General features: G+C 37.7%; 9 protein-coding genes. 7 read left to right on the top strand and 2 right to left on the bottom strand.

Features of this window, described 5'->3' with window-relative positions; all coding sequences use genetic code 11:
- Positions 1 to 201 precede the first annotated feature (201 nt).
- The gene (locus N824_RS03050) at positions 202 to 1530 is read left to right on the top strand and encodes a sigma-54 dependent transcriptional regulator (RefSeq protein WP_048903678.1); all 1329 of its coding nucleotides are present in this window, start codon (positions 202 to 204) and stop codon (positions 1528 to 1530) included.
- Here the strand turns inward: N824_RS03050 and N824_RS03045 are convergent.
- A complete protein-coding gene (locus N824_RS03045; protein ID WP_235206978.1) occupies positions 1515 to 3995 on the bottom strand; it encodes a hybrid sensor histidine kinase/response regulator in 2481 nt (826 codons plus the stop codon). The genes N824_RS03050 and N824_RS03045 overlap by 16 nt on opposite strands.
- 234 nt (positions 3996 to 4229) lie before the next feature.
- Between N824_RS03045 and N824_RS03040 the strand changes: the two genes are divergently transcribed.
- On the top strand, positions 4230 to 7205 hold the full coding sequence (locus tag N824_RS03040) for a glycosyl hydrolase family 28-related protein (RefSeq protein WP_048903676.1): 2976 nt from the start codon (positions 4230 to 4232) through the stop codon (positions 7203 to 7205).
- Positions 7206 to 7220: 15 nt separating this feature from the next.
- On the opposite strand, the gene N824_RS03035 is transcribed toward N824_RS03040, so the two are convergent.
- Positions 7221 to 8198, bottom strand: coding sequence for a GlxA family transcriptional regulator (locus N824_RS03035; RefSeq protein WP_048903675.1), 978 nt, complete (start codon positions 8196 to 8198; stop codon positions 7221 to 7223).
- A gap of 371 nt (positions 8199 to 8569) precedes the next feature.
- Here N824_RS03035 and N824_RS03030 point away from each other — a divergent pair, with 371 nt between their 5' ends.
- The 5 genes from N824_RS03030 (at position 8570) to N824_RS03010 (ending at position 17517) form a co-directional block, all read left to right on the top strand.
- The gene (locus N824_RS03030; protein ID WP_048903674.1) at positions 8570 to 9154 is read left to right on the top strand and encodes an RNA polymerase sigma-70 factor; all 585 of its coding nucleotides are present in this window, start codon (positions 8570 to 8572) and stop codon (positions 9152 to 9154) included.
- A gap of 97 nt (positions 9155 to 9251) precedes the next feature.
- Entirely contained in the window at positions 9252 to 10250 is a 999-nt protein-coding gene (locus N824_RS03025) for a FecR family protein (protein WP_048903673.1), read from the top strand.
- A 244-nt stretch (positions 10251 to 10494) separates the two neighbouring features.
- Entirely contained in the window at positions 10495 to 13839 is a 3345-nt protein-coding gene (locus N824_RS03020; protein ID WP_084498167.1) for a TonB-dependent receptor, read from the top strand.
- A 16-nt stretch (positions 13840 to 13855) separates the two neighbouring features.
- Complete coding sequence (locus N824_RS03015; RefSeq protein ID WP_048903672.1) at positions 13856 to 15448, top strand: RagB/SusD family nutrient uptake outer membrane protein; 1593 nt, start codon at positions 13856 to 13858, stop codon at positions 15446 to 15448.
- Positions 15449 to 15645: 197 nt separating this feature from the next.
- Positions 15646 to 17517 (top strand): alkaline phosphatase, encoded by a 1872-nt coding sequence (locus tag N824_RS03010; RefSeq protein ID WP_048903671.1) that lies wholly within the window; start codon positions 15646 to 15648, stop codon positions 17515 to 17517.
- Positions 17518 to 17525 lie beyond the last annotated feature (8 nt).

Below are 17525 nucleotides of genomic sequence, written 5' to 3'. Positions count from 1 at the left end.
GATTTAAATATCAAAAGTTCAAAAATTACTGAAAGTTTAAGCAAATGCAATAACAAGTCACCTATCTTGTTAAAATGGCAGCTTATAGATGAAACAGGGGGTTAGATGGCATAAAAGTCAACTGTTAGCAATTTGTGTCGAATAAAAGCCAAATTTCGTCTGGCTTTTGTATTTTTGCTAATATTTACCTGCTTAATCCCTATGGCGAAAATACTCATTATTGAAGACGATCTAACTTTTTCTCAGATATTAGAAGGCTTTTTAACAAAGCATGGGCACGAGCCATTAGCTATAAACGAAGTAAAAAAAAGTTTCCAAATACTGGAAAAACAAACCTTCGATTTACTTTTAGTCGACTATCGTTTGCCTGATGGAACAGGTCTGGATGTACTAGCCCATCTTCGGGAAAAGGGCTCCCTACAGCCTATCATCATCATGACAAGCTTTAATGATGTGAGAACTGCTGTAAAATCTATTCAACTTAGCGCCTTCGATTATATTACAAAACCTGTCAATCCAGAGGAATTGTTAATGATTATCAATAATGCATTGGGCAAAAAAGAGCCCGAAAGCATAAGTAACTCGGTAGAGCATACAGACGCCATAAAAGGGAAAAGTGCTATTGCAGATAAGCTATATGAACATATAAATCTGGTTGCACCTACAGATATGTCTGTCATCATTCAGGGGGAAAGTGGTACCGGTAAAGAATATGCTGCAAGAGCGTTGCACATGCAAAGTAAACGCAAAAACAAACCTTTTATAGCAATAGATTGTGGAGCACTTTCCAAGGATCTCGCAGCCAGTGAGCTCTTTGGTCATGCTAAAGGAGCGTTTACCGGAGCATTAAATGATAAAAAAGGGCAGTTTGAAATGGCCAGTGGAGGAACCCTTTTTCTAGATGAGGTTGGAAATTTAAGTTATGAGGTCCAGGTTAAGCTCCTCAGAGCACTTCAGGAGAGAACAATACAGCCTGTTGGAAGCACTAAAACCATCAAAGTTGATGTTCGCATCATTACCGCTACAAACGACGATCTAAAAGCAAGTGTAAGCAATGGGTCTTTCAGGGAAGATTTATACCATCGTCTCAATGAATTTAAAATACATCTCCCGGCATTAAGGGATCGCGGGAAAGACCTTGAGCTTTTCATCAATCATTTCATTAAGCTATCAAATGCTGAACTACAGCGAAATGTCTTAAATATATCCGCTCCGGCTAAAGAATTGTTGCTTCAGTACGACTGGCCGGGAAACTTAAGAGAACTTAAGAATGTAATTAAGCGGATGGTGTTATTAACTCCAAACGAGACAGCCGAAGTAGATTCTTTACCGGAAGAGATGATCGTAGCTATCAATCAAACCCCTAAACCTAGTGGATCAGATCTCAAAGCAATTAATGAAGTCAATGAAAAAGCACTTATCATGGAAACCCTGGTAAAGGTAAAGTACAACAAATCAAAAGCTGCTAAATTGCTCAATATTGATAGAAAAACGCTATACAGTAAGATGGAACGTTACGAAATAGAATAATCGGGCTTTTTCAATTCCTCATCAACTTTCTCCAAAAGTCCGCTAAGCTTTTCAAGCAATACTATTATTTCAGCTTTTAAAGGCTCATTCAGCTGTTCTATATTATTCAATTTCAATTCACATTCCCTATATTCCTTTGCTAGGTCTTTCGAACCAATCTGAGCTATTCTTCCAGCTAGTCTGTGTGTCAGTAAACGCACTACCACTACATCACTTTCCGCTATTGCCAGCCTAATTTCATCGCTATCACTCTGGCAATCTTCTTTAAACCTTAAAAGAATTTTATTCAACTGCTCTGTATCCCCATATGTCATTTTTTTTAATGACGACAAATCAAGCACTAACTCATATGATAAGGGCTCGCTATTGCCCGGATGCTCAAGAAGGGCAGCTAAAAGTTCTGCTTCTCTAAATGGTTTCATTACAATTCCATCAAAGCCATTTTCTAATAAAAAGGCACGCTCATCAGGCAAAACCTGGGCAGTAATTGCATATATATTTACATCATTCCCCACTTTCTCTCTCAAAAATTTACACAGCTTTATGCCATCCATTTCAGGCATTCGCATATCCATTAGAACATAACTAACATAAGGATCCCAATCAGCATTTAATAACTGCGTTGGGGAGTTAAAACTTTTATAAGTAATACCGTTCTTTTTAAAGATAATCTCACATAAATCCAGGATTAATTGATCATCGTCAACTATCCATACTTTAAGATGCGACAACGGTTCATACGTTGAAAGCTGAGTATTATCAACCTCTGGTTCATTCGCGTAAGTAAAAGATAGGTATACCGTAAAAGCACTTCCTTCATTCACCTTACTCTTAACATATATTCTGCCTCCCTGATTCTCAACAAGTGATTTTATAATTGTTAACCCCAGCCCTGTCCCGGTACTATTTACCACTTCACTCTCAATGGTATTAATCTGTTCAAATTCGTTAAAAATTAATTTACCATCTTCCTCAGAAAGTCCAATACCTGTATCTTTAACTATAAATGTAAAATGGACATTTTCGTTTTGCCTCTTGTAAAATGCGGAAAGCACAATCTCCCCTACTTGAGTAAATTTCACTGCATTCCCCAATAAGTTATAAAGGATCTGCTTTAATCTAAACGGATCCCCGTAAATATATCTAAGCCCTTTCAAATCAAAATCGGCAACCATTTTTAATGATTTAGCCTCAGCCTGCGGCCGCATTACCGAGATAACTTCAGCTAAAAGTTGTCCTACATCAAATACTTTATTAGAGAAAGTGAACTTACCGGATATGATCCTGTTGTAATCAAGTACTTCATTAACAATTTGCAACAGGTGTTCTGATGAGTGATAAATCGCATCAATATCTTTAGCCTGCGGATATTCCTGCTGCTTAATCAACTCCGCATAACCAATTATTGATTGCAGAGGCGTCCTGATCTCATGACTCATATTCGAAAGGAAACGCTGTTTTGCCCTTCCATGATATTCTGCCTCATCCTTCGCCAATTCTAATTCATTCCTATATCGCCCACTTCGGGTAATGTCAGTCAAAATAAGATACAGTAATACCCCGGTCAGCACCAAAAAAACAAGCATGATCAACGAAATAGTATTAATTCCTGTATTTACGACCTTTTTCGCCTGAATTCCGTTTACCTCTATCTGACTTACCACTTCGCTCTCAACTTTTCTTAGAATGTCCAACATCTGACTAATTAATACACTGTTGGCATTGGCAAGCACAGCTTCTCTATTTAAAAAACTAGCATTCTTTTGTTTCTGATCATCTTCAATAATCTTTAATGATTTTTTCAAATCACTGGCCATTTTCTCTTCAGCAGATAACGCTATGGTATCTCTTTTTACCTTTTCTTCACTTACAATTCTGATGGAGTTATCATTCTCACTTTTCTTTCTGCCAAAAAGCTTCCCAAAAAAACTTCTGGGTTTGTCCTCATTAGGGTAAATAGTTGTTGTAGATGTTTTTTCTTCAGTAGCAAGAATGGTACTGTCTGCCTGCTCAGCACTTTTAGAAACAATGGCATTAATATTTTGAACCTGCGCAGAAAACGATTTATTATTTACCAAACGCTCCCTAACTTTTAAATAGTTAATAAATTGTTTATCACGCTCACTCAAAAGCCTCTTTATAGTAGCTATTCGATTCAATTGAATAGAATCATTAGTATACAAAAACCCTAAACTGTCTAAAATAGATCTTAGCTGTCGCGATTCTTTAAAAAGCTTCCTGTAGTTCCCCGGATCATTAAAGGCTTGTTTTTTTTGCAACTGATCAAGGCTGCTAATCTTCCTGGAAATAACGTTAACGACCCTTAACCGTTCACTCGGAGCAGAGATGTTCTCAACAGTGTTTAGCATTTCCTTAAATGCCACCCTACTCACACCCCAAGCCATAAAAAGGGCAAAGCATGCCAAAAGTAAAGCTATTATAACCTTACCTTTTATCGATTTCATGAAACTCTTTCTGGGGGTACTATTCATCTTAACTTTTTAATTATAACGCCAATACTATGTTTGTATTTCCATTTTAGCATTGCAATTTAACTAACTACAAGTATTATTCCATTTAACCCTTAAAGTGCTTAATCAGCTTAAAAAACTCCACTTATTAATGCCAGTTTAACTGAGTAATTGGCCAAAAAAATTCAATAATTAATATCGAATTTTAACTGTCCTATTCAAACCAATATGAAGAAATTACTGGCATTCACATCTGTTGCGCTATTATCAATACTTTCACAAGCAAAGGCGATAAAAAGAACAGCTGTGGAAATCACAGTTGCTAACGACGCCACCCACGTGGCTGTTATTAAGGGCGACACTGTTGTTGTTATTACCGGAAGCACGTATTTATTCACCGTTGATACACCCGAGGATAAGGGATTAATTTCAACCAACACAACCGTAAATCAGCTTAGACGGCAAATAAGATCTAAAGATGGTTCTTTTCAAACATATCAGATCATTGCTAAAGATGGCAATTCAAAAACTGAAGGTTCATTAACTGCAGGTGACAGACTTGTTGTTATTTCCGAGGATAAACAAAATGAAAAAAAGTATATTATTAAATTACAGCCTATGGCCATAGGAGGAAGTCTGCAACTAGATAAACAGCAGATAACAGCCAATACAAACACAAATCTTACTTTATATTTTACAGCCGGCCAAAGAAGTCCGGATGCTACTGTAAGTATTTCACTACCAAAAGGTGTTAATGCTACCTTAGACAATACAACTGTAAATGTTATTGGACGTGGTGATGTTAAATTAAAAAACCTTAGCAAACAGTCTATAGGTCGCACTGGAAACAGCTATTCCTACTCAATGGTAGGCAGCATAACTATTCTATCAACGCCAAAAGGACAAATACTTAACTTTAAACATCTCGATCTACGACCTGCAAACGGTGCCGACCTTAAAATTGTCATTTCTAATGTAAGCTTACCCGTGGAAGGCAAATACCTTTTCAAAGCTAGCTATACCACATCAAAGCCTGAAATCCTTAAAAGCCCAGGCATAGGTTCCGAGATTGCAATCCTAACTGCAACCAAAACCATTTCAGACTTTGAAAGGGTTCTCAAGAAAGACATTCAATACAAAGAATCTCCTTTAACATATGCCAGTGCGACTTTTAAATGGGGATCTAATAAAAAAAACAACCATATTCAATTGATGCAATCACTCGACAAAGGAAAGCGCTGGATTAAAGCATCGGCGCGTATCGATCAACAAAAATCCACGGCAACAATATCAAATCTGGTCGCTAATAAATTATACGCGTTTCGATTATTAATTACGGAGGGCACGCGCAAAGACACATCCAACATGGCATACTTCTATTCGGGCAAAATGGACATAAAGGATTTTGGGGTAACTGCTGATGGAAAAGAGGACAACACAGAATCGATTAATAAAGCCATTGCTCACTTAAATCAAATTGGTGGCGGCACGCTTCTATTTTCTCAAGGGACATATAATGTTCGCACCATTCATTTAAAAAGTAACGTCTATTTATACATAAGCAAAAATGCAATCATTAAGGCTATAAAAGGGGCTGACGCTCCTGAATCCACATGGTTTAGTGATAAAAAATATAGATCAGGCCTGTCTCCTACTGATCCAGGCCCCTATGCAGATCCAGAAAACTACATGACAAAACAGGACGTCGGACATCATTATTTCAGAAATGCCATGTTTTTTGGTGAAAGATTAGACAATGTAAAAATTATAGGTAATGGCTTAATCACTGGAAATGGGAATCTTGTAAATGGTGATAACGTAATGAAAAACGCTCCAGACAATAGAGCCGACAAAATGTTCACCCTAAAGCTATGTACCAACCTTGAAATTGGAGGTATTCATCGTGAGGAAGATCTATGGTATGATGCGGAGAAAGACGAACCCTACTATATTGGAAACGATGGGTCAAAAATATTTGATCACGACAATATGTTAAAAATAGACCGGGCCGGCCATTTCGTCCTGCTCGCTACGGGTACTGATAACATCAATGTACACAATACTTACTTAGCAAAGGATAGTCAATCTAATGCCAGAGACATCTATGATTTTATGGGATGTAATAATGTTACCGCCACCAACATTTATTCAAAAGTGAGTTCAGATGACATTATAAAACCCGGCTCAGATTGCTCGCTTGGTTTTACCCGACCAGCCAGAAACTATAAAGTTCGTAATATTATTGGCGACACAAATTGCAACCTTTTCCAGGTAGGATCTGAAACGGCCGATGACATTAAAGACATCTGCGTTGATAACATTTATGTTCTTGGCGCTAATAAAGCAGGCTTTTCCATATCAACTAACGATGGCGCACACATCAGCGATATTCATTTAAATTGCGGGCATACAGGCAAGCTACACTCCAGGTCAAAAATGTACAGAACCAGGGCTCCGTTCTTTATCTCTATATCAAATCGTGCCCGTATTCTAGGCGCAACGATTGGCAGGTATGTATTTACAGAAAATGGAGTTAAGCACGACGAGTTACTGGTGAAAAATGTAAACATAGGAAAGGTAGAAAACATCATTCTTAATGGGATAGATGTATCAGAAGTATATGGTGGAAGTTCTTATGGTGGAAAAAATGGCCGTTGGAAAGCTTATGATGGTACCCAGAAAAAAGCAACTCCAATTATTGCAGGCTACAAACTGCCGGATACAGATTCAGTTAAAGGGGGCCTCAATTTTAATCTCCCAAATAGCCAGCATACAGGATACATTACCAACATTGTATTCAATGATGTTCACATATTAGTTAAAGGAGGAAATTTAGCCTCTGACACCGCGAACCTTGCACCTGAGCTTGGAGTAGGACAATACAATGTTGCCAATCTTAATGTACAGCCGTCATACGGCCTATGGGCACGGCATGTAAAAGGTCTTACTATAAGCAACAGCACTTTTAATTACGAGTCAAGAGATAGCAGGTACGCAATATTTCTGGATGATGTTTTAGGAGCAAAAATATCATCCATAAAAGTGGTCAAGGCAAAAGACAACAATCATATCATAAAGCTTAAAAACTCATTAGATATCGCTATTGAAAATACAGTATATTATAAAGACTTATGGGAAAGTTCGCCGGCAAAACTCACAAACATTCACTCAAAAAAGTCGAATGAAAATGGCCAATATCCATAAATATTAAATTTCAGTTTACACAGCCATTTCTCTATTGTATTTACTGCGATACTGAATTGGCGACAAACCCGTAATTCTTTTAAAAGTTGTACGGAAAGCCTTATTGTCAGTATATCCTACTTTATACATCACCTCGTTAATGTTTTCTCGCGAAGATTCTAAGCTAATTTTAGCAGCTTCCATTTTTACCCTTTGAATATATTCTACAATGGTATTAGATGTTGCTTTTTTAAATCTTCGTTCCAGATTTCTTCTGCCAATTGCTTGCATGGAAGCTAATTGATCAATGGTTATTTTCTCCTGAAAATTATTCTCTATAAATTCCTGGATCTTCTTAACCGATTCATCTTCGTGCTCTTTTTGTCCTTGAAATATCGTAAACGACAACTGGCTTTCACGATCAAGCTCTATAGCAAAAACTTTAGCAGAAAGAACGGCAATCTCACGACCCGCATATTTCTCAATCAGATATAGGATAAGATTAAGGTAAGAAAAAGCCCCGCCGCTAGAATAAATTCCATGCTCGTCTGTAATAATTTTCTCAGTAACAAGACTGACATCCGGAAACATTCTTCTAAAATCATTTTCGGCCAACCAGTGAGTAGCACATTTCTTTCCTTTCAATAAACCAGTAGAGGCTAATAAAAATGCCCCAAGGCATAAACTTGCAATTTCGGCGCCTTCTTTATATTGTTTTACAATCCACGGAATAAAATCTTTATTCTTTTCTATAGCTCCGTTTATTTCACCATCAATGGCAGGTATAATGATAAGGTCTGTTTTTTCTATATCCCCAATCAAAAGATCTGTATTTACTGTAAATAATCCACCGCTAACCGGAGTTTCCTTACTTAAACCTACGAGTTGAACTTTAAATAAAGGTGGCTGGCCTTTCGCTTTAAAAAACTCATTCACCTGACTAAACAATTGACGGGATCCTTCAAGGCTCCCCAAAATAGCCCCCTTGGGAACCAGGATAGATATATGTTTCATATTCTAAAATTAATGATATGTTTTGTCATAATCAACCCCCTAACATTGACGCATTTACACCCCATAGGTACCTCAATTTATCATACCACATCATTTTTACTAATCAAATTCGAAAATAGGCCATCTCGAAATTTCAGGTAATTAAAAATTCCTTTAAAAAAATTCGGGAAAATCAGACAAATATGTACCTTAACAAAACCATTTATAAACACCAAAAACCGTTTAGCAACAGAATGATAGGGGTTTCTGAGCTATGCAAATACCTGAATAGAAGGACTTCCTTAGGAAAAGGTCATGTTAAATAAATGTTAACCGGAATTAACTAAAATATAATAAAAGCAAATCAAGTAAGTAGCTAATTTTGTTGCGTAATGGCGAATAGAAGTTTACCAGATCACGAATTGTTACAAAGATGCCGGGAAGGAAATACCCGTGCATTTGATTTGCTATTTGAACGATATTTTAACAAATTAAATCTTTTTGCCTTAAAATACATTCGCCAACAATCTATAACAGAAGAACTCATAATGGATCTCATGTTAAAGGTTTGGGAGAAAAAAGATAGCTTCCAGGAAGAGGGTTCTTTAGGTCCATATCTCTTTAAAGCACTCAAAAATTCTATGATAGACTACTTCCGGAAAAAAGAACTTTCTACAACTCCTATCTGTAAATTAATAGAAGATTCTTTCATTCAGGACACAACAAATGAAGCTGTTTCTTACAATGAGCTTCAAAAAATTTACCTAGTCCATCTTAATCAATTAAGCCCTCAAAGAAAGCTTGTTTTTGAAATGAGCAGACATGAGAACCTTAGCTACCGCCAAATTGCCACCAACTTAAACCTCTCTGTAAAAACAGTAGAAAGTCACGTTTCTGCAGCACTTCTTTTTCTCAGAAAAAAAATGAGAAGCCATGTGAACCTTATCCTAATAATCATTACTATTCATTTTTTATAACTGAAAATCAACCACTTAATAAAAATTTGAATTTTACATTCAGGGTATTTTTCCTTTTTTACGTATTCACTAATGAAGGCCCAAATACCAAACCAAATTGAACAAATTATTACTTAAAAAGTATTTAAACAATACCTGCAGTGATCACGAACTGGAGCAGGTAAAGCAATTCCTGAAACAACCGGAATCGGCAGATCTATTTCGTGAAGTTCTTGATGAAGCCTGGCAAGAGATGGAAGAGCCTGAATTGAATCTTAATGCAATGGCAAATTACCGCCAACAATTGATGCAAAAGGTTCAAAACAATAATGAAAGTATTCCTGAAACAAGCAAACTATGGCCAACAAGATGGATGAAATATGCGGCGATCCTAATTCTTCCGCTTATGTTTGGCCTTTACCAACTCTCGAAAAACAAAAAAGAAGTAATTGCTAAGGTTGCCCTTATAGAATCTTATAATCCGAAAGGTCAGCGTTCAATAGTATCCCTGTCAGATGGAACAGTAATCTATCTTGGCTCAAACAGTAAAATATGCTACCCTAAAACATTCTCTAATGTCAGAGAAATCGAACTAATAGGTGAGGCATTTTTTAAAGTAAAAAGAGATCCGGCCAGGCCATTTATAATTCACACCAATAACATTCAAACTAAGGTTCTCGGCACATCTTTCAAAATAGAGGCCTTTAAAGGAAATCCGATCGAAGTAAGCGTTGCAACAGGAAAAGTTACCGTGGATAGACAAGCTGACCCTACTAAAAAACAGCTGACCTCGGTTGCCGTTCTTACCCCAGGGAACCTTGTAAATTGGGATGAAAAGACAAAAAAAGCAACGTTAGCTAAAATCTCCCCTCAGGAACTGGAACAATGGAAAGATGGAAATCTTACATTCAATAATCAACGTTTAGCAGATGTTGTTGCGGTACTAGAACGGTGCTACAATGTAAAGATCCATATCTCCTCAGATACACTGCCTAATTATCGTATAAATACCACCTGCTCTTTAAACGAATCTATAACTAAAATTATGGACATTATGGGTAAAGCGGCCAGTTTTAAATATAAGCTAAAGGGCGATCAAATTATAATTTCTAACTAATTAAAAATCAAACTATGTAAACAGAAAAAGCTACCAAAAAAAACGCCCTGTTAAACAGGGCGAATTCACTAGAAATCCATTTAGTCATTGGTTTACGAGGCCTCAAGACTTAAAGGATTCGCATCTGAGTAAAACCTCAGAAGGCTAACAGATTTATTACCCCCATTTTCTTTGGGAAAAAACCTACTAAACAAACAAAAATATGCAAAAAGGATTGTACCTCCACCCATGTATCAGATTTATTATGAAGATATCTGCAATCACACTAATTGTACAACTTACCCTAACAGGGATGTTGTTTGCAAACAACGCCAATAGTCAGGATTTGAAAAAGATACAGTTAAACCTACAGCTTAAAAATGCGGGTTTAAAAGAATGTTTTCAAACTCTGCAGAAACAAACTGGCATCAAGTTCTCCTTTGGAGAGGCGCTAATTAAAAGAAATGAAAAAAAAACCAGCATTAGTGCACGTCAGATCTCAATGGAGACAGCTTTAAAGCTGATTTTAGATGAAACCAATTTACGCTGCATACAAATTGGCAGCAACCTTATCATTGATGAAAAGCCAACGCCACCTAAACCGGCCACACCACCCATTGAACGCATTGTAACAGGTACAGTAACTGCAGATGATATTGTGGGGCCTTTACCTGGTGTAACCGTTCAATTAAAAGGAACAAATAAAAGAACTGCGACTACTTTAGAGGGAAAATATAGCATTGCTGTCGACAATGATCAGTCAATCCTTGTCTTCAGTTATATGGGATATGTTGCTCAAGAGATCACCGTAGGAAGTTCGGCTAGTTTAAATGTAGTCCTTAAAACTGACAGACAATCTTTAAATGAAATTGTCGTAATTGGTTATGGAACCTCCAGAAAACAAGATCTCTCGGCTGCTGTTGCAACAGTTCCGGATATGGATAAGATTAAAGACCGGCCGGTATTAAACGTTGCTTCAATGATTCAGGGAAAAGTTCCTGGCGTAACAGCAATTAACGACGGCGGACATCCCAACAAATCACCAAAAATAACAATCAGGGGTGTCGGTTCCAGAAAAAATGAGAATGTATTGTACGTAGTAGATGGTGTTCCAAACGCCCCCTACAATCCGGCTGATGTTGAATCAATAACAATTTTGAAGGACGCTGCATCTGCTGCGATTTATGGTGCATTTTCTGGCTCTGCCGGTGTCATCCTAATTACAACACGTCAAGCTAAACAAGGAAGTCCAAGTGTAGAATATAGCGGCTTCACGGGACTAAAAAATGCATGGCGCCTCCCTCATGCCCTGACAGCTGAAAACGAGGCAAAAGTAGCTAACCTTGCTTTAACAAATTCCGGGTCTAACCCTTCAGAAGGCTGGGATATTACAAAAAATCCATACGCACAAGTAACCCGAACAGATTGGATGAATGAAATCTTCAGAACAGGCTTAATCCAAAGACATAATGTTAGTATAAATGCTGGTACTGAAAAATTCTCCAACCTGATCCAGGGACGTTATGAAAGAGAAGAGGGAACTTTACTAAATACTTACAATCAAAACCTTTCTCTTCGTTTTAACTCTAACTACCAATTCACCAAAAACATCAAGTTGCGACAAGAAGTATTTTGGAATAACAATGACAACAGAGGAACGGAAACAGAAAGCGGCTATTCAGGAACTATTCTTTCTGCCATCTATATGCCAAGTTCCGCAACCCCATATTATCCAGATGGGTCATTCGGGGGCGTTGGCCCCAGAGATTCTAATTATTTAGGTATTCATGGCGATGTAATTAATCCAGTTGCGACATTACTAAGAAACAAGCCTTATAATAAAACCAACGATTTACAGTCAGTCACAGAATTATCCGTATCAGACATTATACCTGGCCTAAGTGTTCTATCTCGCTTCTCTTATCGCAAAACCAACTCTTTATGGAAAAATTTCGAACCAAAAAGAACCGAACCTGGAAAACCAAACTCGCAAAATACATTAACTTACGAAACCAATAACAACTTCCACTGGATCTGGGAAAACACGGCCAATTACAGCAGAACATTTAATCGACACAGTATTGGAGCAATGGTTTCGATGACAGCACAAGATCAGGGAGTCCGCAGATTAAAGGTTATAGGCAAAGGATTTGAAACTGAAGAAGAGTGGGCTCAATATTTTATCAATGCAACTATTTTCGATCAGAACAAACCTGAGGATAAATACGAATATGATAGAAATGCATCTTATGTAGGAAGACTTTCCTATAGCTGGGCAGATCGTTATTTTGTAACAGGAAGTTATCGTTACGATATGGCTGGTCGTATAGCGAAAGATTATCGTGGTAAAGGACTTCCAGGAGTGACTGCTGCCTGGAAGTTAAGTTCAGAACCCTTCTTTCATGTTGAAGGAGTTGATTTAATAAAATTCCGCGCCAGCTGGGGAAGAATTGGCAATATGGCTTCAATAGAGGATCTTGGATATGGCTACCCTAGATTAAGTGCTAACTATACAAATCAGATTGGTGATGGCGCCCCAAGAAGCAATTCTCTTTCTTTAGGAAGTTTGTTTAATCCCCAACTAACCTGGGAAACCTCTGAGCAGAAAGACATCGGCTTTGATTTTAGCTTCTTAAACCAGAGACTATCAATAACAGGTGATTATTTTAACAAACTAACATATGATCTGATTAAAGAAAAAGATACCGAATGGACCAATACATTTGGTCTGGGAGCCCCTTTAATTAATCAGGGTAAAATAAGAAATACAGGTTATGAGTTAGCGGCAACTTGGAAAGATAATGCCGGAGCATTAAGTTATGATTTTGGGGCAAACATTGCCACGCTAAAAAACAGAGTTGAATACATTGATGAAAACCCTCAGTCTTTCTGGTTACATACAGATAATTGGAGAACGGTATTAAGGCCATTTCGTTCAATAGTTGGACAACCATACTATTCATATTGGCTGATAAAAAATGAGGGAATTTTTCAATCAGATGCAGAAGCAAATGCGTATGTAAAGGATGGAAAGAAAATTCAGCCTGATGCAAAAGCAGGTGATTTTAAATTCAGAGACTTAAATAATGACGGAAAAATTGATGACGCCGACCGTTCATATATGGGAAGTGCGGCTCCAAAACTCACCTACGGCTTTACAACTAATTTAGCTTGGAAAAACTTCGACTTCAGTATGTTTTTACAAGGTGTTAGCGGTGTAAAACTTTTCCATGCATTTAAACAATCTACGCTTAATGGATCAGAACAGGGCTACAACAGATGGGATAAAATTCTTGATGCATGGTCACCTGAAAACACGGGTTCAAACATTCCAAGAATCTCTGCAAGTGATAAAAATCAAAACTTTCAAACTGCATCAGATTGGTACCTTGAAGACGGAGATTACCTACGTATCAAGAGTGTTATTTTGGGATATACCTTTAAAAACATGCCGTTTAAATCAAGCTTAAGAATATTCGTAGGCGCAGACAACCTTGTTACCTTCACAAAATACACAGGAATGGATCCTGAAGTTGGCGGCATAGGGCTAGATGGAGGGCAATTCCCCCTATCTCGCATATATACATTTGGACTAAAACTTAAACTCTGATCAAAGCAATTAAATCATGAAAAAGAATTTTAAATATATACTTACAGCCTTAATGTTGTTATCGTTAGGTGCCTGTAAAAAAAGTTGGGTTGACAATAAGCCCACAGGAGAGCCATCAACAGCATTTTTTTGGCGCACAGATGCAGAGTTGGTAAAAGGTGTAGCAGCTTTATACGTTCCGATGCGCTATGAATCAACCTGGGGAAGAGACCTGTTCTGGGTACAAAATGCAAGTGATGATCTTATTGTAGGAAGAACAAAAGCTGATGGCGAGAACATCAAAAACTTTATCCCTAGTGGCAGAGAGGGTTATTTAACAGGCGGCTGGAATGACTTATACTGGATGTTGAGTAAGGCAAATGATGCAATTAAAGAAATCCCAAAAGCAAGCCAGGCAAGTGAAGCTATTCGTAATAGATCTTTAGGAGAAGCATATTTTGTTCGGGGATTCGCACATTTTTGGATCGCCTATATTTGGGGTCATAAAGATCAGGGCGTACCATTTGACGCTGTAGAAAATCCTGAATATGGCAAAAGAATACCACCTCAGCTAAAATCTGTAACCAATAACTACGCACAGATTATATCTGATCTCGAAAAAGCAGCAGATTTATTGCCTTTATTTGAAAGTTATGGTGCTGGAGACCGTGGAAGAGCACATAAAGCGGCTGCTTGGGCATACATGGTAAAAGCTTATGCCTATTGGGCACAATACGATAAAACTAAATGGCAATTAGTTCCTCCCCTTTGTGATAAAATAAAGAACGAAGGACATCGCGCCTTAATTACCGGAAAAGCAAACGGCAAAGAGAATTACCAAAGTGTATTTACAATTGCCAACAACTGGAGTTCTGAATATATATGGTCTGTTACTTCTGGAGTAGATGGAGGGTCAGAATTCCCTGGTGTAAGTCTTGAAAATAAAGGCTGGGGAATCTACAACGGTTGGGGATATTTTCAACCAACACTTGAGCTTTATAACGAATATGAAGCAAATGACCCTAGACGTGAAGTTACTATTTTGAAATTTGGTGATAAGTTCAAATTCTTTGGGCAGGAAAGATCATATTTCTCTACCAATAGTCTTTCTGGCTTCCAAATCAATAAATACATGGAGCCTTTTGGTTATGGGTCTGATGGGGATGCATCCTCAAATGATAAAATTAATCCTAGTGGTGATTATCCAACCACTATGCTTAACTTATCGTTAATACGCTATGCTGAAATACTTTTGTTCAAAGCTGAGGCATTAATAGAACAAGGTAAAAATGGAGAAGCGGCAGCTCCTCTAAATGAACTTAGAACAAGAGTTGGCCTATCCTCAATAAACACCCCAACTTTAGATGATTTGAAACACGAACGTCGTGTTGAATTGGCTTGTGAGTGGACTGATAGATTACAGGATTTAAAGAGATGGGGAGATTTCGCTAAAATTAATGCTCCCCTTCATGGTCGTAATCATTCAGATAAAACTAATCCAAACTCTCCGTTCGTAGTAAAGGAAGTATGGCCCGCACGCAACTTTAATGCTTCAAAAATGGCATGGCCAATAAGTCCGGATGAAATCACCAGAAGCAACGGTGCTTACAAACAAACACCAGGCTGGTAAATAAAGTAATATGGAAAAGGGTGTCCGATTATATTAACGGACACCCTTTTGCTTTTATTAAAATCATCAGCTACCTAATCAAACCATTTGTTAGCTTTACACTACTGATCTGCAAGTAGATCCAACAACTAGATCACATCAATCCTAAACGTACATAAATGCAATACCAACCATATTGCAAACAAGAACAGATTAGAATGAAAACAGAAAAACCGATCAAAAAAATTATTAAATTGAGCCTCTTTGCGCTTTTATTAACCGCTGGCGCTAATTATTCTCAGGCTCAGGAGTCACCTAACAAAGAAGCTAAATACTCATTATTAAATGCCCATTCTCATAACGACTATGAAAATGACATTCCTTTCCAAAGAGCTTTTCAAAAAGGATTTGGTTCCATTGAGGCAGATATTTTCCCATTAAACAACGACTTGCTTGTTGCGCACAGTAAAGAACATGTTAACCCTTCAATAACACTATATAGCACATATATTAAACCAGCAATAGCAGCCTTACAGAAAGACCCTAAACGCAAGCTTCATTTACTGATCGATATTAAAGAAAACTACCCGACCGCTTTAGCTATATTAATCAAACAGCTGGAACCTCATAAAGACATTCTTAAAACAAGTACACACGCTGGCCAGTTAACCATTACAATAAGCGGATCCAGGCCAAAACCAAATGATTACAAAAACTATCCTGATTATATCTATTTTGATGGAGAGTGGCCATTACAACATATAGCTGACGAAACAAAACACGTAGAATTAGTAAGCTTCCCATTCACCGCTTATAGCAAATGGAATGGAAAAGGCAGATTAGAGCATGCCGACTACACAAGGGTCAAGGGACTTATAGATAGTGTCCATGCAGAAGGAAAAAAGATCCGGTTTTGGGCTACTCCTGATACAAAAAGCTCCTGGCTGGCTTTAATGAATCTTCACGTAGATTTAATAGGCACTGATGCTATCGAATCACTTGGAAATTTCATAAAAGACCTGGATAAAAACATTTATATCAATAAAGAAATCCACAAAACATACCAACCCACTTATCAATCAGACGGCAAGAATGGAAAAATAAAAAATGTAATTCTTTTAATTGGCGATGGAATGGGGCTTACCCAGATATATTCTGCATTTACTGCAAATCAAGGTCAGCTCAATTTATTTAAGATGCGCAACATTGGGGTTTCTGTTACAAATGCTGCAGATACTTACATCACTGATTCGGCAGCAGGTGGAACCGCAATGGCAGGCGGAGAAAAAACAAATAACCGCGCAATTGGAGTAGACTCAACAGAAAAACCATTAAAATCATTAGCTGTGTATGCCGCAGAAGAAGGTAAAAAAACTGCAGTTATTTCTGTTGGTGATCTCGCCGATGCTACTCCTGCAGCGTTCTACGCACATCAACCCGATCGTTCAATGGAGCCCCAAATCGCACAAGACATGCACAATTCAGGAATCAATATGTTCTTGGGCTCTGGCGTGTCAAACTTTAAGAAAACCTTAAATGGAACAACTGCCGTTGAATTATTAGAAAAGAAAGGCTATACCGTGACCTATACTTTTGAAGATTTCAAAAAAAGCAATGCAGACAAGTTGGTTGGACTTGTTGCCGATAACGAAACAAGACCAAAAATTGAGGGTCGCGGGGAATTCTTGACCGAAGCCTTCTTAAAAGCAACTCAGCAGTTAGCCAAAGATCCAAAAGGTCTTTTCATGATGCTTGAAGGGGCACAAATCGATTACGGTGGCCATAGAAACAACGTCTCGCAAGTGATTACTGAAAATCTTGATTTCGACAAAGTAATTGGCAAAGCACTCGAATTTGCTGATAGCAATGGCGAGACACTTATAGTGGTTACGGCTGATCATGAAACGGGAGGACTAACCCTTCTTGATGGCGACATTCAATCAGGCTACGTATTAGGCGAATTTTCTACAAATGACCATACAGCTGTTCCAGTTCCTGTGTTTGCTTATGGCCCTCATTCTGATGATTTTAGAGGTGTATATTCTAATACTGAGATATTCAAAAGACTATTAAAATACATTAAAAAATAATTCAAATA

The organism is Pedobacter sp. V48, assembly GCF_000523515.1.
Lineage (GTDB): Bacteria > Bacteroidota > Bacteroidia > Sphingobacteriales > Sphingobacteriaceae > Pedobacter.
The sequence above is the reverse complement of the archived record's forward strand: the minus strand, read 5'-3'. Positions and strand labels throughout refer to the sequence as shown.